The sequence below is a fragment of the Variovorax beijingensis genome (assembly GCF_003951285.1).
GTDB classification, from domain to species: domain Bacteria; phylum Pseudomonadota; class Gammaproteobacteria; order Burkholderiales; family Burkholderiaceae_C; genus Variovorax; species Variovorax beijingensis.
This window is the reverse complement of the sequence record NZ_RXFQ01000009.1, coordinates 160610-181069: the sequence shown is the minus strand read 5'-3', so window position 1 is coordinate 181069 and position 20460 is coordinate 160610. Positions and strand designations below refer to the sequence as shown.

At 67.8% G+C, this 20460-nt stretch carries 19 protein-coding genes; 17 read left to right on the top strand and 2 right to left on the bottom strand.

Annotation, left to right across the window (positions count from 1 at the left end; genetic code table 11):
• The first annotated feature begins 48 nt into the window (after window positions 1-48).
• Genes odhB through EJO66_RS17730 form a run of 4 tightly spaced genes read left to right on the top strand, consistent with a single transcriptional unit; the run spans window position 49 to window position 4526 of the window.
• Window positions 49-1305 carry a 2-oxoglutarate dehydrogenase complex dihydrolipoyllysine-residue succinyltransferase gene (odhB, locus tag EJO66_RS17745; protein WP_124957657.1) on the top strand — a complete coding sequence of 419 codons (1257 nt, stop codon included), beginning with the start codon at window positions 49-51 and terminating at the stop codon, window positions 1303-1305.
• Between the two features lie 14 nt (window positions 1306-1319).
• Window positions 1320-2750, top strand: coding sequence for a dihydrolipoyl dehydrogenase (gene lpdA / locus EJO66_RS17740; protein WP_124957658.1), 1431 nt, complete (start codon window positions 1320-1322; stop codon window positions 2748-2750).
• Window positions 2751-2754: 4 nt separating this feature from the next.
• Window positions 2755-3858, top strand: a complete 1104-nt coding sequence (gene zapE / locus EJO66_RS17735; RefSeq protein ID WP_124957659.1) for a cell division protein ZapE — start codon at window positions 2755-2757, stop codon at window positions 3856-3858.
• Window positions 3855-4526, top strand: coding sequence for a hypothetical protein (locus tag EJO66_RS17730; protein WP_124957660.1), 672 nt, complete (start codon window positions 3855-3857; stop codon window positions 4524-4526). The genes zapE and EJO66_RS17730 overlap by 4 nt, the downstream gene beginning before the upstream one ends.
• A gap of 30 nt (window positions 4527-4556) precedes the next feature.
• Here EJO66_RS17730 and EJO66_RS17725 read toward each other — a convergent pair whose 3' ends face one another.
• Window positions 4557-5324 carry a PP2C family protein-serine/threonine phosphatase gene (locus EJO66_RS17725; protein ID WP_021006965.1) on the bottom strand — a complete coding sequence of 256 codons (768 nt, stop codon included), beginning with the start codon at window positions 5322-5324 and terminating at the stop codon, window positions 4557-4559.
• A 108-nt stretch (window positions 5325-5432) separates the two neighbouring features.
• Between EJO66_RS17725 and EJO66_RS17720 the strand changes: the two genes are divergently transcribed.
• Both EJO66_RS17720 and EJO66_RS17715 read left to right on the top strand, forming a co-directional pair.
• A complete protein-coding gene (locus tag EJO66_RS17720) occupies window positions 5433-5636 on the top strand; it encodes a YdcH family protein (protein WP_012747296.1) in 204 nt (67 codons plus the stop codon).
• Complete coding sequence (locus EJO66_RS17715; RefSeq protein ID WP_124957661.1) at window positions 5633-7690, top strand: DNA repair helicase YoaA; 2058 nt, start codon at window positions 5633-5635, stop codon at window positions 7688-7690. Before EJO66_RS17720 ends, EJO66_RS17715 begins: the two co-directional genes overlap by 4 nt.
• Window positions 7691-7768: 78 nt before the next feature.
• Here the strand turns inward: EJO66_RS17715 and EJO66_RS17710 are convergent, their stop codons facing one another.
• The gene (locus tag EJO66_RS17710; RefSeq protein ID WP_125965701.1) at window positions 7769-8575 is read right to left on the bottom strand and encodes an outer membrane protein assembly factor BamD; all 807 of its coding nucleotides are present in this window, start codon (window positions 8573-8575) and stop codon (window positions 7769-7771) included.
• 56 nt (window positions 8576-8631) lie between these two features.
• On the opposite strand from EJO66_RS17710, the gene EJO66_RS17705 reads away from it, so the two are divergent.
• The 11 genes from EJO66_RS17705 to bamB all read left to right on the top strand — a co-directional run bounded on the left by EJO66_RS17705 (window position 8632) and on the right by bamB (window position 20415).
• Entirely contained in the window at window positions 8632-9615 is a 984-nt protein-coding gene (locus tag EJO66_RS17705) for an RluA family pseudouridine synthase (protein WP_125965700.1), read from the top strand.
• A gap of 128 nt (window positions 9616-9743) precedes the next feature.
• Window positions 9744-10562, top strand: a complete 819-nt coding sequence (gene scpB, locus EJO66_RS17700) for an SMC-Scp complex subunit ScpB (RefSeq protein WP_124957664.1) — start codon at window positions 9744-9746, stop codon at window positions 10560-10562.
• A complete protein-coding gene (locus EJO66_RS17695; RefSeq protein ID WP_124957665.1) occupies window positions 10559-12388 on the top strand; it encodes a pseudouridine synthase in 1830 nt (609 codons plus the stop codon). Before scpB ends, EJO66_RS17695 begins: the two co-directional genes overlap by 4 nt.
• 151 nt (window positions 12389-12539) lie before the next feature.
• Entirely contained in the window at window positions 12540-12965 is a 426-nt protein-coding gene (gene ndk, locus EJO66_RS17690; protein ID WP_012747302.1) for a nucleoside-diphosphate kinase, read from the top strand.
• 21 nt (window positions 12966-12986) lie between these two features.
• Entirely contained in the window at window positions 12987-14135 is a 1149-nt protein-coding gene (gene rlmN / locus EJO66_RS17685; protein ID WP_125965699.1) for a dual-specificity RNA methyltransferase RlmN, read from the top strand.
• A 4-nt stretch (window positions 14136-14139) separates the two neighbouring features.
• Entirely contained in the window at window positions 14140-14994 is an 855-nt protein-coding gene (gene pilW / locus EJO66_RS17680) for a type IV pilus biogenesis/stability protein PilW (RefSeq protein ID WP_124957667.1), read from the top strand.
• Complete coding sequence (locus EJO66_RS17675) at window positions 14987-15955, top strand: helix-turn-helix domain-containing protein (protein WP_124957668.1); 969 nt, start codon at window positions 14987-14989, stop codon at window positions 15953-15955. Before pilW ends, EJO66_RS17675 begins: the two co-directional genes overlap by 8 nt.
• On the top strand, window positions 15952-17232 hold the full coding sequence (gene ispG, locus EJO66_RS17670; RefSeq protein ID WP_124957669.1) for a flavodoxin-dependent (E)-4-hydroxy-3-methylbut-2-enyl-diphosphate synthase: 1281 nt from the start codon (window positions 15952-15954) through the stop codon (window positions 17230-17232). The genes EJO66_RS17675 and ispG overlap by 4 nt, the downstream gene beginning before the upstream one ends.
• 12 nt (window positions 17233-17244) lie before the next feature.
• Window positions 17245-18567 carry a histidine--tRNA ligase gene (hisS, locus tag EJO66_RS17665; protein ID WP_124957670.1) on the top strand — a complete coding sequence of 441 codons (1323 nt, stop codon included), beginning with the start codon at window positions 17245-17247 and terminating at the stop codon, window positions 18565-18567.
• Between the two features lie 5 nt (window positions 18568-18572).
• A complete protein-coding gene (locus tag EJO66_RS17660) occupies window positions 18573-19265 on the top strand; it encodes a YfgM family protein (RefSeq protein WP_124957671.1) in 693 nt (230 codons plus the stop codon).
• A gap of 7 nt (window positions 19266-19272) precedes the next feature.
• Window positions 19273-20415 carry an outer membrane protein assembly factor BamB gene (gene bamB, locus EJO66_RS17655; protein ID WP_124957672.1) on the top strand — a complete coding sequence of 381 codons (1143 nt, stop codon included), beginning with the start codon at window positions 19273-19275 and terminating at the stop codon, window positions 20413-20415.
• Window positions 20416-20460: the final 45 nt, after the last annotated feature.

Below are 20460 nucleotides of genomic sequence, written 5' to 3'. Positions count from 1 at the left end.
CCTCTTTTTCACACGAACACCTGAAGAACAAAACGGAGCTCACTCCAAATGTCTATCGTAGAAGTCAAAGTCCCCCAGCTTTCCGAATCCGTGGCCGAAGCCACCATGCTCACCTGGAAGAAGAAGGCCGGCGAAGCCGTCGCCGTCGATGAAATCCTGATCGAGATCGAGACCGACAAGGTCGTGCTCGAGGTGCCTGCGCCCTCGGCTGGCGTACTGGCCGAAATCGTGCAGCCCGATGGCGCCACCGTGGTGGCCGATCAACTGATCGCAAAGATCGACACCGAAGGCAAGGCAAGCGCCGCTGCGCCCGCAGCAGCACCTGCCGCCGCGCCGGCCCCGGCAGCTGCGCCCGCAGCGGCTGCTGCCGCCACCGGCGGTTCGAAGTCCGACGTTGCCATGCCCGCCGCCGCCAAGCTGCTGGCCGACAACAACCTGAAGACCAGCGACGTGGCCGGCAGCGGCAAGGACGGCCGCGTCACCAAGGGCGACGTGCTCGGCGCCGTGGCCTCGGGTGCCAAGCCCGCGGCCGCCGTGGCCGCACCGGCTGCCAAGCCGGCGCTGCCGCAAGTCGCCGCGCCCGCGGGTGCGCCCGACCTGGGCGAGCGCCCCGAACAGCGCGTGCCGATGAGCCGCCTGCGCGCCCGCATCGCCGAGCGCCTGATCCAGTCGCAATCGACCAACGCCATCCTGACGACCTTCAATGAAGTCAACATGGCGCCCGTCATGGAACTGCGCAAGCGCTTCCAGGACAGCTTCACCAAGGAGCACGGCGTGAAGCTCGGCTTCATGAGCTTCTTCGTGAAGGCCGCGGTGCATGCGCTCAAGAAGTACCCGGTGATCAACGCCTCGGTCGACGGCAACGACATCCTGTACCACGGCTACTTCGACATCGGCATTGCCGTCGGTTCGCCGCGCGGCCTGGTGGTGCCCATCCTGCGCAACGCCGACCAGATGAGCTTTGCCGACATCGAGAAGAAGATCGCCGAATACGGCAAGAAGGCGCAGGACGGCAAGCTGGGCATCGAAGAGATGACCGGCGGCACCTTCTCCATCTCGAACGGCGGCACCTTCGGCTCGATGCTCTCGACGCCGATCATCAACCCGCCCCAGTCGGCCATCCTGGGCGTGCACGCCACCAAGGACCGCGCCGTGGTCGAGAACGGCCAGATCGTCATCCGCCCGATGAACTACCTTGCCATGAGCTACGACCACCGCATCATCGACGGCCGCGAAGCCGTGCTGGGCCTGGTGGCCATGAAGGAAGCGCTCGAAGACCCGTCGCGCCTGCTGTTCGACATCTGAGGAGAAAGAATCAGATGGCAAACAAACAATTCGACGTCATCGTCATCGGCGGTGGCCCCGGCGGCTACATCGCTGCGATCCGTGCGGCGCAGCTCGGCTTCAACGTGGCCTGCATCGACGAGTGGAAGAACGGCAAGGGCGGCCCCGCACCGGGCGGCACCTGCACCAACGTCGGCTGCATTCCGTCGAAGGCGCTGCTGCAATCGTCGGAGCACTTCGACCAGGCCGGTCACCACTTTGCCGACCACGGCATCAAGGTCGAAGGCCTGGGGCTGGACCTCGACAAGATGCTGGCCCGCAAGGACCAGGTCGTGAAGCAGAACAACGACGGCATCCTGTACCTGTTCAAGAAGAACAAGATCACCTTCTTCCATGGCCGCGGCTCGTTCGTGAAGGCGAGCGAAGCCGGCTACGAGATCAAGGTGGCGGGCGCCGCCGAAGAGTCGATCGAGGGCAAGCACATCATCGTGGCCACGGGCTCCAACGCCCGCGCGCTGCCGGGTGCGCCGTTCGACGAGGAGAACATCCTCTCGAACGACGGCGCGCTGCGCATCGGCGCGGTGCCCAAGAAGCTGGGCCTGATCGGCTCGGGCGTCATCGGGCTTGAAATGGGTTCGGTCTGGCGCCGCCTCGGCGCCGAAGTCACGGTGCTCGAAGCACTGCCGACCTTCCTCGGCGCGGTCGACGAGCAGATCGCCAAGGAAGCCAAGAAGGCCTTCGACAAGCAGAAGCTCAAGATCGAACTCGGCGTGAAGGTCGGCGAGATCAAGTCGTCCAAGAAGGGCGTGAGCGTTGCCTGGACCAACGCCAAGGGCGAAGCCCAGACGCTGGAAGTCGACAAGCTGATCGTCTCGATCGGCCGCGTGCCCAACACCATCGGCCTGAACGCCGAAGCCGTGGGCCTGAAGCTCGACGAGCGCGGCGCCATCGCCGTGGACGACGACTGCAAGACCAGCCTGCCCAACGTCTGGGCCATCGGCGACGTGGTGCGCGGCCCGATGCTCGCGCACAAGGCCGAGGAAGAGGGCGTTGCCGTGGCGGAGCGCATTGCGGGCCAGCACGGCCACGTCAACTTCAATACCGTGCCGTGGGTGATCTACACCAACCCCGAGATCGCGTGGGTCGGCCAGACCGAGCAGCAGCTCAAGGCCGCGGGCCGCGCCTACAAGGCCGGCACCTTCCCGTTCCTCGCGAACGGCCGCGCACGCGCGCTGGGCGACACGACCGGCATGGTCAAGTTCCTGGCCGACGCGGCCACGGACGAGATCCTTGGCGTGCACATCGTGGGCCCGCAGGCCAGCGAGCTGATCTCCGAAGCCGTGGTGGCGATGGAGTTCAAGGCCAGCGCCGAAGACATCGCGCGCATCTGCCATGCGCACCCGTCGCTGTCGGAAGCCACCAAGGAAGCGGCACTTGCCGTGGACAAGCGTACGCTGAACTTCTGATCCATTGACCACCAGCGTCAAACAGGCCTATGAGGCGGAACTCGCGGTGCGCGGGTTCCAGAGCGATCCCGCGCAACTGCGCGCCGTGGAAGCGCTGGATCGCTGCGCGCGGGAGTGGGGCGACTACAAGGCCCAGCGCTCCAACGCGCTGAAGAAGTTCATCAACCGGCCCGAGCTGCCGCGCGGCGTCTACATGTACGGTGGCGTCGGGCGGGGCAAGAGCTTCCTGATGGACCTGTTCTTCAATGCGGTGCCGCTGCGGCGCAAGACGCGGCTGCACTTTCACGAGTTCATGCGCGAGGTGCACCGCGAACTGCGCGAGCTGCAGGGTACGGTCAACCCGCTCGACGAGCTCGGGCTGCGCATCTCCAAGCGCTACAAGCTGATCTGCTTCGACGAGTTCCACGTGGCGGACATCACCGACGCGATGATTCTTCATCGCCTGCTGGTGGCGCTGTTCGAGAACGGCGTGGGCTTTGTCACCACCTCCAATTTCAGGCCCGACGACCTTTACCCCGGCGGGTTGCACCGCGACCGCATCCTGCCCGCGATCGCGCTGCTCAACGAGAAGCTCGAGGTGCTGAGCGTGGACAACGGCACCGACTACCGGCGCCGCACGCTCGAGCAACTGCGCATGTACCTGACGCCGAACGATGCCTCGGCCGAAAAGGAGATGCGCAAGGCCTTCGACAGATTGGCCGAAACTGCCGACGAAAACCCGGTCCTGCACATCGAGCAGCGCGAGATCCGCGCCAGGCGCAAGGCCGGCGGCGTGGTCTGGTTCGACTTCAAGACGCTCTGCGGCGGACCGCGCTCGCAGAACGACTACCTCGAGATCGCGAGCCAGTTCCACACGGTGCTGCTGTCCGACGTGCCGCACATGCCGGTGCGCATGGCCTCCGAAGCACGCCGTTTCACCTGGCTGGTCGACGTCTTGTACGACCGGCGCGTCAAGCTCATCATGTCGGCCGAGGTACCGCCGGAGGCGTTGTACACCGAGGGGCCGCTCGCGCATGAATTCCCGCGGACGGTTTCCAGGCTCACCGAAATGCAATCGAGCGAGTTCCTCTCCCTGGAACGCCGCATCGTGGACACGCGACTGACATGAAAAATATCGTTCTCGCCGTGCTGATGGCCTTGGGCAGCCTGCCGCTGTGGGCGCAGTCCAACGCGGCCGCAGGCAATGCAGACTTCGAAGCGGAACGCAGCCGGCTGGCCGCCGAGCGCGCCGCCATCGAGGCGCGCTTCGACAAGGAGCGCGCCGCCTGCTACCAGAAGTTCGCGGTCGAAGACTGCCTGCGCGACAGCCGCCGGCGCCGGCGCGCCGAGACCGATCACATCAAGCGCCAGGAATCGGCCATCAACGACATCGAGCGCCAGCGGCGCGGTGCGGCCGAACTCGAGAAGCTCGACCAGAAGGCCGCCACGCGGCGCCCGCAGGACACGCCCGAGAAGCAGGACGAGTCTCGCCAGGCGCAGAAAGACCGCGAGCAGCGCGCGGCCGACCATGCTGCGAGCCGCGCCGCAACGGCGGCCGAGGCCGACGAGCGCCGGCGCCAGTTCGAGGCCAAGCAGAAGGCGCAGGCCGACGAGCAGGCCAAGGCCGCCCAGCGGCGCGCCGAGGCGCCCGCGGCGGTCGAACGCTTCGAAAGCAAGCAGCAAAAGGCGGCCGAGCACCGGGCCAGCCGCGAACGGCAGAACGCCGAGCGCACCAAGCCGCGCGGGGCACCCTTGCCGACGCCGCCGGCATCGCCGGCTTCAGCGCCCAGCCGCTGAGCCACCTCGCCGGGCGAGCGCCCGGCGCGGTCAATCTTGCGGAAGCGCTTCGAGCTTCAGCACCACGATCGAGATGTTGTCGCCCGTGCCGCGCGCACGGCGGCGCGCTTCTCCCACCAGGATTTCCACCGCTTCGCGCGGCGGCTCCGCGTACAGGACGCTGGCCAGCTCTTCGGGGCTGAAGTAGTGCCAGAGCCCGTCGCTGCAGGCCATGAGCAGGTCGCCAGGCTGCATCGCGGGAATGTAATGCGGCTCGACGGGCGGGGGCGTGGTGGTCATGCCCAGGCATCCGAGGAGGATGTTGCCCTTGGGATGGACATTGGCCTCGGCCTCGGTGATTTCGCCGCGGTCGATGAGCACCTGGACATAGGAATGGTCGCGCGTGCGTGTGACGAGCTCGCCGTTCTGGAAGTGGTAGATGCGGGAGTCGCCGGCATGGATCCAGGCGCAGTCGCCCCTGGGGTTCATCAGAAAGGCCGCCAGCGTGCTGTGCGGCTCCTGCTCGCTCGACAGGGCCGTGAGCTTGATGACCGTGTGCGCGTCTTCCAGCAGCTGCCGCAGCACGGCCGCGGAACTGTCGCGGTCGGGGTGGTAGCGCGTGAACAGCTGGCGCGCCGTCATCAGCACCTGGTCGGAGGCCTTGCGCCCGCCGCTGCGCCCGCCCATGCCGTCGGCAATGATGCCCAGCATGCAGCCGGGCACGCGCGGATGGCTCATCATCAGGACCTGGTCCTGCTGATAAGGGCGGTCTCCCTTGTGGAGACCGGTGGCGGCGGCAAGCCGAAAGCCTTGTGTCATGAGCGCAAATGCGCCAATGGCGCGCCTTGTGTCTTCTCGTGGATTCGTACCAGGACGTATTATCGAGTGAACACGAGCTGCGGGCGGAATACGTTCGCAGCGCCAACGTTGGACTCCAATCTTCACTCCCTTTCCCGCCAATTGATCGAGCTGCGCATCGAACACGCCGACCTCGACGCCACCATCGACCGCCTGGCCGAAGCTTCGCCGCAGGACGAGCTGCTGCTGCGTCGCCTGAAGAAGCGCCGGCTTGCGCTGCGCGACCAGATCACGCGGCTCGAGAACGTGCTCGATCCGAAAGAACCCGCGTGAGCGAAACACTCGAGGACAAGGTGCGCGACGCCTTCGCGCAGGGCGGCGTCCTGTCGCGTGCCGCCGAGCAGTTCCGCGAGCGCTCGGGACAGACCGAAATGGCACTGGCCGTCGCCCGAACGATCGAGGACGGCGGCGTGCTGGTGGTCGAGGCCGGCACCGGCGTGGGCAAGACCTTTTCCTACCTCGTGCCGGCATTGCTGAGCGGCGAGCGCGTGCTGCTGTCGACCGCCACCAAGACCCTGCAGGACCAACTGTTCGGCCGCGACCTGCCGCGCCTGGTCGAGGCGCTCGAGCTGCCGGTGCGCACGGCGCTGCTCAAGGGGCGTGCGAGCTATCTGTGCCTGCACCGGCTCGACCTGGCGCGCCACGATGCATCGCTGCCCGAACGCGGCAGCCTGCGCACGCTCGCCAAGATCGAGCAATGGTCCAAGGCCACGCGAACCGGCGACCTGGCCGAGCTGCCCGGCCTGGACGAGCGCTCGCCGCTCATTCCGCTCATCACCTCCACGCGCGAGAACTGCCTGGGCGCGCAGTGCCCGCAGTTCAAGCCCTGCCACGTCAACCTGGCGCGGCGCGAAGCGCTGGCGGCCGACGTGGTGGTCATCAACCATCACCTGTTCTTCGCCGACCTCGCGGTGCGCGAGACCGGCATGGCGGAACTGCTTCCGACCGTGAGCGTGGTCGTGTTCGACGAGGCGCACCAGCTCAACGAAACCGGCGTGCAGTTCCTGGGCGCGCAGCTCGGCAGCGGACAGGCCCTGGACTTCGCGCGCGACCTGCTCGGTGCCGGCTTGCAGCATGCGCGGGGACTGGTCGACTGGCAGCAGCTGGTGGCGGCCGTCGAGCGCGCCGCGCGCGAGCTGCGCCTTGCGGTCGGCAAGCAGTGGCCCGGCACCAAGCTGCGCTGGGTGGGGCCGTCGCCGGAAGGCATCGATGCGCAGGTCTGGCAGGACGCACTCGAAGCTCTGCAGCAGGCCTTCGAAATGGCCGCCGAAGGGCTCGACACCGTCAGCGAGATATCGCCCGATTTCGTGCGCCTCTATGAACGGGCGCAGCAGCTCGCCAAGCGCGCGGCACGCTTCGCGCTGCCCTGCGAAACCGACTCGGTGCGCTGGGTCGACGTGGGCACGCAGCTGCGCCTGGTCGAATCGCCGCTCGACATTGCCGAGGCCATGCGTACGCGCGTGCTCAAGATCGGCAGCGGCACGGCCCCTGAGGACGATGACGAGGAGGCTGGCCGCGCGGTGCCTGAAGACAACGGACGCGCCTGGGTCTTCACTTCCGCGACGCTGGGCGACGAACCCACGCTGCGCTGGTTCACCGAGCCGTGCGGCCTGGGCGACGCGCAGGTGCTTCGGGTGCAGAGCCCCTTCGACTATGCCGCGCAGGCCGGGCTCTATGTGCCGCGTGCCTTTCCCAAGCCCAACGACGCCGCCCACAGCGCACGGGTCGCGCAGCTGGCCGCGCGCGGTGCCGCCGAGCTCGGCGGCCGGACCCTGGTGCTGACGACCACGCTGCGCGCGCTGCGTGCGATCGGCGACGAGATGAAGCAGCAGTTCGAACGGCTCGAGTCGGACCTGCGGCCCGAGGTGCTGGTGCAGGGCGAGCTGCCCAAGCGCGTGCTCATGGACCGTTTCCGCGAAGGCGCGGACGCCGGGCGCGCCGGCTGCGTGCTGGTGGCATCCGCATCGTTCTGGGAGGGCTTCGATGCGCCCGGCGATGCATTGCAGCTGGTGGTGATCGACAAGCTGCCGTTCCCGCCGCCCAACGATCCGCTGGTGGAGGCGCGCTCGCAGCGGCTCGAAGCCCAGGGGCGCAGTTCATTCAGCGACTATTCGCTGCCCGAGGCGGCCGTGGCGCTGAAGCAGGGGGCAGGGCGGCTGATTCGCCGCGAAACGGACTGCGGCGTGCTTGCGATCTGCGACACCCGCCTGGTCGCCATGGGCTATGGCCGGCGGCTCCTGGCTGCGCTGCCGCCGATGCGCAGGCTGGAGAGCGAAGCGGACTTCGAGGCGGCGATCGGCGAACTCAGGAATTCGCTCTCGGCCTGAAGGGCCGCGGAGCCGTTGCCGCAGCAGGCTCCGCAGACGAAGAAAAAGCCCCGAAGGGCTTCTTGTCGTTTCAGCGGATTACCAGACTTTCCACCATGGGTCGTCCTTGCCCTTGAAGCCGCGCGCCAGATACTCGCTGTGCGGGTAGTTGGTGGTCAGCACGCGCTGGGCGTCGTCGCGCAGGTCCTTCATGCCGAGCGCATCGTAGGAGCGGACGATGATGTACAGGGCTTCTTCGAGCGCGGGCACTTCGCGATAGTCGGACAGCGCAAGCTGCGCGCGGTTGATGGCCGCAAGGTAGGCGCCGCGCGAGTAGTAGTAGCGTGCCACATGCACCTCGTACTGCGCGAGCGAGTTCACGATGTAGTTCATGCGCTGGCGCGCGTCGGGCGCGTAGCGCGACTCGGGGAAGCGCGTTGCCAGTTCCTTGAAGGACTCGAACGATTCCTTGGCGGCCTTCTGGTCGCGCTCGGACAGGTCCTGGCGCGTCAGGAACGCGAACATGCCGAGGTCGTCGTTGAAGTTGATCACGCCCTTGAGGTAGAGCGCGTAGTCGATCGCCGGGCTGGCCGGATGCAGCTTCAGGAAGCGGTCGATGGTGGCGACGGCATTGGCCTTTTCGCCGGACTTGTACTGGGCGTAGGCCTTCTCGAGCTGGGCTTGCTGCGCGAGCGGCGTGCCGGCGGCGCGGCCCTCGAGCTTCTCGTACAGCGGCACGGCCTTGTCGTAGGCGCCGGAACCCGCTTCGTCCTTGGCTTCGGCGTAGATGCGGTTGGGGCTCCAGTTGGCGGTCTTGTCGACGGAGGTGGAGGAGCAGCCGGCTGCAAGCAGCGCTGCCGCGCTGAGCGCGATCCAGGAGGGGACCGATAATTTGGCGCGAAACATCACATACGGCTTTCGTGAAACAGTTGCCCTCAATTATATCGACCGACCCCCTGGACATGGCCCCCGACTCCGCCGAGGCCGACGAGGGCGCCGACCCGGTCGAATCCAGCGAACTGCGGCCTTTCACGGTGGGCCAGGCCGAGCATGGCCAGCGGCTGGACCGCGCGCTGGCCGCCCTGGTGCCGGAATTTTCTCGCAACTATCTGCAACAGCTGATCGAAGCCGGCGCCGTGGAACTGCAGGGGCGTACGCTGCTGAAGGCTTCCGCCACGGTGCGCGTCGGGCAGACCGGGCGCATCGAACTGCGGCCGACGCCCCAGAGCCAGGCCTTCCGGCCCGAGGCGATGGACATCGTCACGGTGCACGAGGACGAGCACTTGCGCATCGTCGACAAGCCGGCCGGCCTGGTGGTGCACCCGGCGCCGGGCCATTGGAGCGGCACGCTGCTGAATGGCCTGCTCGCGCTCGACCCCAAGGCCGCGCTGCTGCCGCGCGCGGGCATCGTCCACCGGCTCGACCGCGACACCAGCGGGCTCATGGTCGTGGCGCGCACCCGGGCCGCGATGGATGCCATGGTGGCGCTGATCGCCGCGCGCGAGGTCAAGCGGCAGTACCTCGCGCTCGGACACAAGCCCTGGGCCGGCGCGGCAGCCCGGCAGGTCGACGCGCCCATCGGCCGCGATCCGCGCAACCGTTTGCGCATGGCCGTGGTCGACCTCGAGCGCCATGCGGGCAAGACGGCACGCACGCTCATCGAGCGTCTGGACAGCAACGCGCAGGCTTGTGCCGTGCGGTGCACGCTCGAAACGGGCCGGACCCACCAGATCCGCGTTCACATGGCGTCCATCGGGCATCCGCTGATCGGCGATGCGCTCTACGGCGGGGCTCCGGCCGCGGGGCTGGGGCGGCAGGCGCTGCACGCCTTCAGGCTCGCATTCGTGCACCCCGTCACACAAGCCGCTCTGGAACTGCGTTCACTTCCGCCGGCCGATCTGGTTCAGGCGTTCCAGGCCCTGGGGCTGGATTACAATCGCGCCTGACGGCCCGAGGGCCGCGCCGGCCACCCCGATGCCGGCCTTGCGTTGCACTCGCCGCGTGCCGGCAGCGCCTTCCTTCCATCCTTCTGAACAAGCGTCCCCGAGACGCCTTTTCCCGGATAACGCAAACCATGAATACGGCGGATGCCAAGCGCATTCTCGAAACCGCCTTGATCTGTTCGAGCCAGCCGCTGCCGGTGCGCGACATGCGCGTGCTGTTCGACGACGAACTGGGCGTGGACACGATCAAGGTGCTGTTGCTCGAACTGCAGGAAGACTGGGCGCAGCGCGGCCTGGAACTGGTGAGCGTCGGCAGCGGGTGGCGCTTCCAGAGCCGGCCCGAGATGCGCGACCACCTCGACCGCCTGCATCCCGAGAAGCCGCCGCGCTACACCCGCGCCGCCCTCGAAACGCTGGCCATCATTGCCTACCGTCAGCCGGTCACGCGCGGCGACATGGAAGACATCCGCGGCGTCACCATCAACTCCCTCATCCTCAAGCAGCTCGAGGACCGCGGCTGGGTCGAGGTCATCGGCCACCGTGAAACCGTCGGCCGGCCGGCGCTGTACGCCACCACGCGGCAGTTCCTCGACGATCTCGGCCTTGCATCGCTCGACCAGCTGCCGTTGATCGAGACGCCGGCCCAGCAGGCGGCGCTGGTCGACGCGCTCGATCAGGCCTCGGGCAACCAGCCAGGGTTGCCGATGGACGTGCCGAACGAATCCGATGCCGATGCCTCGGCCATGTCGGACTCCGAAGCAGATGCAGCTCCCGCCCTGGCTGCCGCCGAAGCCGCCGCTGCGCAGTTCGCCGAGGACGCGGCCTCTCCCGACGAGCCCGCCGACATCCCGGCCCCCACGGAAGTCGAGCAATCCGTCGAGCTCGAAACCGAAGCCCCGTCGCCCGACGAGACCGATCCCCACGCTGTTCCCCCCGGAAAAACCTCATGAGCTCCTCCGACATCGACGACGCGGCAATCGTGCCGGCCCAGCCCGAACCCAAGAAAAAGAAGGCGAAGGCGGCCGTCTCCGGCCCGTCTGCCGACGCCGAAGCGGGCCTGCCCACGGCAGCCGCAGCCGAGGGCGAGGCTCCAAAGAAGCCGCGCGCCCCCCGCCGAAAGAAGGCCGTGGAACCGGCGGCCGGGGAGAGCGAGTCCGCAGCGGTGCCTGCTGCGGCAACTGACACTTCCGAACCCGTGGCCCAGGTGGCCGATGCGGCGCCTGCCGCCGCACCCGTCGTCGTCGACGAACCCGCCACCGCCGCCGCCGCCGCGCCGTCCACGCCAGTCGAACGCGTCGAACCCCAGGAACGTCGCGTGGAAGATCGCGCCGAAGAGGATGCTGCGCGCGCACCTGCCTACGACGACGAAGAAGAGGAAGAAGAACCCGACGAGGAAGAGGACGACCTCGACCGCGCGCGCCGCGCCGCCGAGCGCGAGCAGCGCAACGCACTGCCGCCCGAGCCGATCCGTTTCGCGGACGTCATCTCGGGCCAGTTCGACGCCGATGAAGAGAGCCCCGAAGTCCCGCCCCTCAAGCGCGTGCTGCTGCCGGAGGCCGACTCGCCCAAGCTGCACAAGGTGCTGGCGCAGGCGGGCCTGGGCTCGCGGCTCGAAATGGAAGCGCTCATTCTCCAGGGCCGCATCTCGGTCAACAACGAGCCGGCCCACATCGGCCAGCGCATCCAGTACGGCGACCAGGTCAAGATCAACGGCAAGCCGATCCGCTATCGCATTGCGCCGCCTCCGCCGCGCGTGATCGCCTACCACAAGCCGGTGGGCGAGGTCGTGACGCACGACGATCCGCAGAACCGCCCCACGGTATTCCGCAAGCTGCCGCGCCTGCAGCAGGGCAAGTGGCAATCGGTCGGCCGGCTCGACCTGAACACCGAAGGCCTGCTGCTGTTCAGCAGTTCCGGCGACCTGGCCAACCAGCTGATGCATCCGCGCTTCGGCCTGGAGCGCGAGTACGCCGTGCGCGTGCTGGGTGCGCTCAATGCCGAGGAAAAGAAGAAGCTGCTCGAAGGCGTTCGCCTCGACGATGGCATGGCCCAGTTCGGCACCATCGAGGAGGGCGGCGGCGAGGGCTCCAACCACTGGTACCGCGTCACCATCTCCGAAGGCCGCAACCGCGAAGTGCGGCGCCTGTTCGAATCGGTGGGCCATGCGGTCAGCCGGCTGATCCGCATCCGCTACGGCGCCATGGTGCTGCCGCGCGGCCTGAAGCGCGGCGCCTGGATGGAGCTCGACGAGCGCGACATCAATGCGCTGTTCCAGGCCTCGGGCGGCGGCGCGCCGCGTCCGCAGCAGCAACGCGGGCCGGGCCAGGAAGGTGCCGGCGGCGGGCGCAACGGACGCAACAAGAAGCGGCGCGGCAACCGCAACGCCGGCGGCGGACAGCAACAGCAGCCGCGCGACATGCGCGATGACGGCCGCGAGGCGCCCATTCCCAATCCGCTCGGCGACGGCCGGCCGCCGCGCGGCGAGCGCGGGGGGCGTGGCAACCGCGGCGGTGGCGGTGGCAACGCCGGCATGCCGCCGCAAGGGCGCCGCGGCAACAGCAACAACCGCGGCAACCGCCAGGGCGAGGAGCGTCCGCCGAGCGGGGCGAACCAGCCCGATCCGATGAAGACCTCGCTCGGCTACATCGGCGCCGACAGCTTCTCGCGCCAGCGCAAGGAGCAGCGTCAGGGTCCGGGACGGCGCGGAGGCGGCCCGGCCGGCGGCGGCTTTGGCGGCCAGGGCGGCCCCGGCGGAAACCGGCGCCGCGGGCGCTGAAAGCCAGTTCCCCAGCGCAGCCTTTCGCGGGGTTTTCACCAATCCCGGGGACTGCGCCGGTTAAAATCAGAGGCTTTGTCGACTTACGATGCAACATATTCGTTGCAGTTGTGACAAATCACTTCAAAATCAAAGCTCAGGAAGCACTTCAATGGCTATCGAACGTACTCTTTCCATCATCAAGCCCGACGCCGTCGCCAAGAACGTCATCGGCAAGATCGTCTCCCGCTTCGAAGCTGCCGGCCTCAAGATCGTTGCCGCCAAGCTCGTGCATCTCTCGCGCAACGAAGCCGAGCAGTTCTACTCGGTCCACAAGGAGCGTCCGTTCTTCAAGGACCTGGTCGATTTCATGATCTCCGGCCCGGTGTTCGTGCAAGTGCTCGAAGGCGAGAACGCCATCGCCAAGAACCGCGACCTGATGGGCGCCACGGACCCCAAGAAGGCGGCCCCGGGCACCATCCGCGCCGACTTCGCCGACAGCATCGATGCCAACGCCGTGCACGGTTCGGATGCTCCCGAAACCGCCGCCAACGAAGTGGCGTTCTTCTTCGCCGGCCTCAACGTCTACGCGCGCTGAAGCCGCACGCCAGCTGATTTCATGACCACGGCCAACCTGCTCGAATTCGATCTCGAGGGGCTGGCTGCGTTCTGCGAAAAGCTCGGCGAGAAGCGATTCCGCGCCACGCAGCTGTTCCGCTGGATCCACCAGCGTGGCGCCAGCGACTTCGCCCAGATGACCGATCTGGCCAAGTCGCTGCGCGAAAAGCTCGCCACCACCGCTCGCGTCGAGGCCTTGCCGGTCGTCACGCAGCACGAATCCAAGGACGGCACGATCAAGTGGCTGTTCGACGTCGGCGACGGCAATGCCGTCGAAGCCGTATTCATTCCCGAGGACGACCGCGGCACCCTGTGCGTGTCGTCCCAGGCCGGCTGTGCGGTGGGTTGCCGCTTCTGCTCCACGGGGCACCAGGGCTTCAGCCGCAACCTGAGCACCGGCGAAATCGTCGCCCAGCTCTGGTTTGCCGAACACTTCCTGCGCAAGCACCTGAAACGCGACGAGCGCGTCATCTCCAACGTGGTGATGATGGGCATGGGCGAGCCGCTGCAGAACTACACGGCGCTGGTGCCGGCGCTGCGCACCATGCTCGACGACAACGCCTACGGCCTGTCGCGCCGCCGCGTGACCGTGTCGACCTCCGGCGTGGTGCCGATGATCGACCGCCTGGGCGCCGATTGCCCGGTGGCCATGGCCGTATCGCTGCATGCGCCCAACGATGCGCTGCGGGACGACCTCGTGCCGCTCAACCGCAAGTATCCGATCGCCGAACTGCTCGAGGCCTGCAAGCGCTACCTGGCGCATGCGCCGCGCGACTTCATCACCTTCGAGTACTGCATGCTCGATGGCGTCAACGACCAGCCCGAGCACGCGCGGCAGCTGGTTGAACTCGTTCGCGCCCATGGCGTGTCGTGCAAGTTCAACCTGATTCCGTTCAATCCGTTTCCGGCCTCGGGGCTGCTGCGTTCGCCGCAGCCGCAGGTGCTGGCCTTTGCCAAGGCGCTGAGCGAGGCCGGCCTCGTGACCACCGTGCGCAAGACGCGCGGCGACGACATCGATGCGGCCTGCGGACAGCTGGCCGGCGACGTCAAGGACCGTACCCGCGCGGCCGAACGCATGGCCCAGCGCCGTGTCTCCGAGCGCACCGTTGTTCTGCACCCGGTTCGCAAGACCACCCCCCAGGAGCATTGACCTAATGAGGATGGCCTTTCCGATGACGACCGCGAGCGCGCAGCGACTGGTGGCTGCAGGCTTTGCCGGCGTCGCCGTGGCGTTTCTGCTCGCGGGCTGCGTCAACACCCGAACCACCACCACCAGCCTGGCCGACACCAGTTCGGGCCAGGGCGCCGAGATGGTGACCGAATCCGACGAAAGCAGCCGGCAACGCCGCGCGCGCCTGCGCATGGAACTCGCCGCCGGCTACTTCGAGCACGGCCAGACCACTGTCGCGCTCGACGAGATCAAGCAGGCGCTGGTTGCCGATCCCAACTATGCGGACGCCTACAACCTGCGCGGCCTGGTCTACATGCGGCTCGAAAATGCGGGCCTGGCGGAAGACAGCTTCCGCCGCGCCATTGCCATCAACCCGCGCGATCCCAATGTGCGGCACAACTACGGCTGGCTGCTGTGCCAGCAGAACCGCTATGGCGATGCGGCCCAGCAGTTCACCGAGGCACTGGCGGTGCCGAGCTATACCGACCGTGCCAAGACGCTCATGACGCAGGGCGTCTGCCAGCTCAGGGCGGGCCAGCGTGCCGAGGCCGAGCGCAGCCTCATGAAGGCCTACGAGATCGACGCCGGAAACCCGGTGGTCGGATTCAACCTGGCTTCGCTGCTGGCGCAGCGCGAAGAGTGGTCGCGTGCGCAGTTCTACATCCGCCGCGTCAACAACAGCCCTTCGGCCAGCGCCGAGACGCTCTGGCTCGGCATCAAGATCGAAAGACGGCTCAACAACCGCGAAGCAGTGGCGCAGTTGGGAGGGCAACTGCAACGGCGCTTTCCGCAGTCCCGGGAGGCAATAGCGTACGAGCGCGGGAATTTCAATGACTGAACGGGTTTCGGAGTTCGGCACTTCCGCGGCACTGCCGATCGAGGAAGGCGACATCACGCACAAGACAGCCGGCGACATGCTCCGCGAAGCGCGCGAAGCGCACGGTCTGCACATCGAAATGGTGGCCGCGGCGCTCAAGGTGCCGCCGCAGAAGCTCATTGCGCTCGAGGCGGACGACATCGCTTCGCTGCCTGATCCGGTCTTTGCGCGGGCCCTGGCCAGCAGTGTCTGCCGAGCGCTGCGCATCGATCCCGGTCCGGTGCTCGCGAAGCTGCCGGGCGCACAGCGCGCGGCGCTGGCACTGGCCGACCGCACGCTCAAGAGCAACATCGTTTCCGGAACGCCGCGCTGGAACGGCGGGCGCTCCAGCGGGCTGCCGTCGCGCGCGCTGCTGACGGTCGTGGGTCTGCTGCTGGTCGGCGCGGCCGTGCTGTTCTGGCTGCCCCAATCGGTGTTCGACCAGATCGGGGCCTCGGTGTCGCGCTGGACGTCGCGTGGCGGTGGCGACACCAGTGCAGCGGCCGAGGCGCCGGCGGCTGCGCCGGCTTCGGGCGGGCCGTCCGTCGTGGTCGAGAGCGCGCCGGTGTCGCCGGTTGCACCCCCAACATCGGCTGCACCCGCGGCGCCGGGCGCGCCTTCCGCGGCAGCCCTGCCGGCGGGCAGCGCGACCGCTGCGGCGGCGGCTTCGCCTGCTGCTGTTGCTGCGGCACCTGCCAGCAGCCAGCAGCTGGTCTTCGTCGCGCGCGAGGAATGCTGGATCACCGTCACGGAAGCTGGCGGCAAGCAACTGCTGCGCCGCAGCCTGCAGGCCGGCGAAACGGTGGCATTGTCGGGAACGCTGCCGCTGTCGGTGGTGGTGGGGCGTGCATCGGCGGTCGATGTGCAGGTGCACGGAAAGCCCTACGATCTGAAGCCTGTCACGCGCGGCGGCGGCGTGGCGCGTTTCGAGGTGAAATCGTGACCGACTGCACTCCCCAACCCATCGAATCGGCAGCGCCCAGGGCGCGCCGTTCGCGCCAGGCCCAGGTGGTCTGGGGACCGCGCACCGTGACGGTGGGCGGCGATGCACCCGTGCGGGTGCAGTCCATGACCAACACCGACACCGTCGATGCCGTCGGCACGGCCATCCAGGTGAAGGAGCTCGCGATTGCCGGGTCGGAGATGGTGCGCATCACGGTCAACACGCCGGAGGCGGCGGCCCAGGTGCCCTACATCCGCGAGCAGCTCGACCGCATGGGCATCGACGTGCCGCTGATCGGCGATTTCCACTACAACGGCCACCGCCTGCTCACCGACTATCCAGCCTGCGCCGAAGCGCTGAGCAAGTACCGCATCAATCCCGGCAACGTGGGCAAGGGCGACAAGCGCGACCGCCAGTTCGGCCAGATGATCGATGCGGCCATGCGCTGGAACAAGCCGGTGCGCATCGGCGTCAACTGGGGCAGCCTCGACCAGGAACTGCTGGCCAGCCTGATGGACACCAACAGCCAGCGCGCCGAGCCCTGGGATGCGAAGCAGGTGATGTACGAGGCGCTCATCACCTCGGCCATCGAATCCGCCAAGCTGGCCGAATCGATGGGCATGGCCGGCAACCAGGTCATCCTGTCGTGCAAGGTGAGCGGCGTGCAGGACCTGATCTCGGTCTACCGCGAACTCGCCAAGCGCTGCGACTATCCGCTGCACCTGGGGCTCACCGAAGCCGGCATGGGCACCAAGGGCACGGTGGCATCGGCCACGGCGCTTTCCATCCTGCTGCAAGAGGGCATCGGCGACACCATTCGCGTGTCGCTCACGCCGCAGCCGGGCGAGTCGCGCACGCAGGAAGTGTTGATTGCCAACGAGATCCTGCAGGCGCTGGGCCTGCGCGTATTCGTGCCGAGCGTCACCGCCTGCCCGGGCTGCGGCCGCACGACCAGCACCACCTTCCAGGAACTGGCCAAGCAGATCGACGACTACCTGCGCCTGCAGATGCCGGTCTGGCGCAAGAAGTACCCGGGCGTCGAGACGCTGAAGGTGGCCGTGATGGGCTGCATCGTCAACGGCCCGGGCGAGAGCAAGCATGCCGACATCGGCATCAGCCTGCCCGGCACCGGCGAGGCGCCCGCCGCCCCGGTCTTCATCGACGGCGAAAAGGCGCTCACGCTGCGCGGCGACAATATCGCCAACGAGTTTCACCAGCTCGTCGAAAACTACATTCAAAAGCGCTTCGGCCAGCAGCAGGCTGCCGACGTCGCCTGACCACTTTCTCCCATGGCTGACAAGATCAATGCCGTCAAAGGCATGAACGACATATTGCCGGCGAGCGTGCCGCGCATCGACCGCCTGCCCGATTCGGCCCTCTGGTCGTGGTTCGAGCAGACGGTGCGCGGCCTCCTCGCCCGCTACGGCTACCAGTACATGCTGACGCCGGTGGTCGAACCCACGGCGCTGTTCGTACGCGGACTTGGCGAGGTGACCGATATCGTCGAGAAGGAGATGTACTCCTTCACCGATGCGATGAACGGCGACAAGCTCACGCTCCGCCCCGAGGCCACCGCCGGCATCGTGCGCGCCATGGTCGAGCACAACGCGCTCTACAACGGCCCGCTGCGCCTGTGGACGATGGGGCCGATGTTCCGCCACGAGCGTCCCCAGAAGGGCCGCTACCGCCAGTTCCACCAGCTCGACGTCGAGGCGCTGGGCTTTCCCGGTCCGGACGTGGACGCCGAGCTGATCCTCATGGTGCGGGCCCTATGGCGCGAGCTCGGGCTGGTCGAAGGCGAGCATGTGCGCCTGGAGATCAACAGCCTGGGCCAGCCGGCCGAGCGCCAGGCGCACCGTGAAGCGCTGATCCGCCATTTCGAGGCGCATGCCGACGTGCTCGATGCCGATGCGCAGCGGCGCCTGCACAGCAATCCGCTGCGTATCCTCGATACCAAGAATCCCGCCATGCAGGCAGTGGTGGAGGCCGCTCCCCAGCTGATGGACTTCCTCGGCGAGGAGTCGCGCGCGCACTTCGATGCGGTGCGCGCCGTGCTCGACGCCGCAGGGCTGGCCTACCGCGTCAATCCGCGCCTGGTGCGCGGAATGGACTATTACAACCTGACCGTCTTCGAATGGGTCACCGACCAGCTCGGCTCGCAGGGTACCGTCTGCGGAGGAGGGCGCTATGACGGCCTCATCGGCCAGATGGGCGGCAAGCCTGCGCCGGCCGTCGGCTTCGGCCTGGGCATCGAGCGGCTGCTGCTGCTGATCCAGGAACTCCGCCTGCCGGTGCCCGCCGCGGCGCCCGCGGCCTACGCCGTCGTGCCCTCGGCCACCGCGCTGCCGCAGGTCATGGCCGTGCTCGAGCAGTTGCGCGCCGCCGGTGTGGCCGTGCTGCAGCATGCGGGCGGCGGCAGCATGAAGGCGCAGTTCAAGAAGGCCGACGCGAGCGGAGCGCGCTATGCGCTGATCTTTGGCGAAGACGAGCTCTCGCGCGGCGAAGTCACCGTCAAATCGCTGCGCGAGGGCGGCGGTGAACAGGTGGCGCGGCCGCTCTCCGAGGTGGCCACCTGGGCCGCCACCCTACAATCGCCGGCTCCCAACATCTGACACGCATGGCAACCCATCTCGATCTCGACGAACAGGAACAGCTCGACCAGCTCAAGCATTTCTGGAACACCTACGGCACCCTGATCACCTGGGTGGTGTTGCTTGCGGCCGGGGCCTTCGTGGCCTGGAACGGCTGGCAATATTTCCAGCGCAACAAGGCGGCGCAGGCCGCTGCCCTCTACGACGAGGTGGAGCGCAGCACGCAGTCCGGCGACGTGGAGCGCATCCAGCGCGTGCTGGGCGACATGAAGGAACGCTTCGCCGGCACCGCCTATGCACAGCAGGCGGGCCTGCTGGCCGCCAAGGCGCTGTACGAGAAGGGCAACCGCGAGGCCTCGCAGGCGGCGCTCGGCTGGGTTGCGCAAAGCGCTGTCGATCCGGGCTACAAGGCCGTTGCCAAGCTTCGGCTGGCGGCTGAACTGCTCGACAACAAGTCATACGACGATGCGCTCAAGCAGCTCTCCGGCGACGTGCCCAAGGAGTTCGAGCCGCTCGTGGCCGACCGCAAGGGCGACATCTACATGGCCCAGGGCAAGCGCGCCGAAGCGCAGGCCGAATACCGCAAGGCCTGGACCGGCCTCGGTCCGGCGTCCGACTACCGGCGCCTCGTCGAATTCAAGCTCAACGCCGCCGGCGTCGATCCGAAGAGCCTGGCACCTGTGATCACGGTCACGCCGGCAGCCCCCAAAAATTCCTGATCGCACTATGAATTTCAAGCGTTTCATGCCTGAGTCGTCCGCCCTGCGTGCAGGTTCGGCCATTGTTCTGGCCGCAATGCTGGCTGCCTGTTCGGGCACCAGCAAGCCCAAGCCGGCCGAACTGCCCGCCAACCCCGCGTTGTTCGGCGTGCGCCAGGCCTGGAGCGTGCGCATCCCGGCCGTGGGCTTCCCGCTGGCCGCCGACGTCAGCGGCGACATCGTCACCGTGGCCGGCACCGACGGCACCGTGGTCGCCATCGACGCGCGTGCCGGCCGTGAAACCTGGCGCGCGAATGCAGGCGCCAAGCTGGCTGCCGGCGTCGGCAGCGACGGCTCGCTGGCCGCGGTGGTCACCACCGACAACGAACTCGTGGCCATCGAAGGCGGCAAGGTCCTGTGGAAGCAGCGGCTCTCGGCCCAGGCCTTCACCGCGCCGCTGGTGGCCGGCCGCCGCGTCTTCGTTCAGACCGCCGACCGCAGCATCAGCGCCTGGGATGGCCAGAGCGGCCGCCGCCTCTGGCTGCAGCAGCGCACAGCCGAGAACCTCGTGCTCAAGAAGTCGGGCGTGCTGACCGCCGTGGGCGATACGCTGATCTCGGGCATCGGTGGCCGGCTGGTCGGCATCAACCCGGCCAATGGCACCTCGCGCTGGGAAGCCCCCATTGCGGCGCCGCGCGGCACCAACGACGTGGAGCGCCTGGTCGACCTGACCGGCAGCGTGAGCCGCGTCGGCGACACCGTGTGCGCCCGTGCCTACTACGCCAATGTCGGCTGCGTCGACACGCTGCGCGGCCAGCTGCTCTGGAGCAAGCCTGCCGTGGGCGCCGAGGGCGTCAGCGGCGACGAGGGTTTCGTCTACGGCACCGAGGCCGATGGCAGCGTCACGGCCTGGCGCCGTTCCGACGGCGAGCGCGCCTGGCAATCGACCCGTTTCAAGAACCGCGTCCTGACCGGGCCGCTGGCGGTGGGCCGTTCGCTGGTGATCGGCGAAAGCACCGGAACGCTGCACTTCGTTTCACGCGAGGATGGTGCGCTGCTCAATCGCGTCACGCCCGATGGCTCCGCCATTGGCGTCACCCCGGTGATGGCCGGCAACACGGTGGTCGTGGTGACCGCCAACGGCGGTGTGTTTGGATATCGCCCTGAATAACTCTCTGCAAGGCCCGACCATGAAAACCGCGCCCCTGAAAGGCCG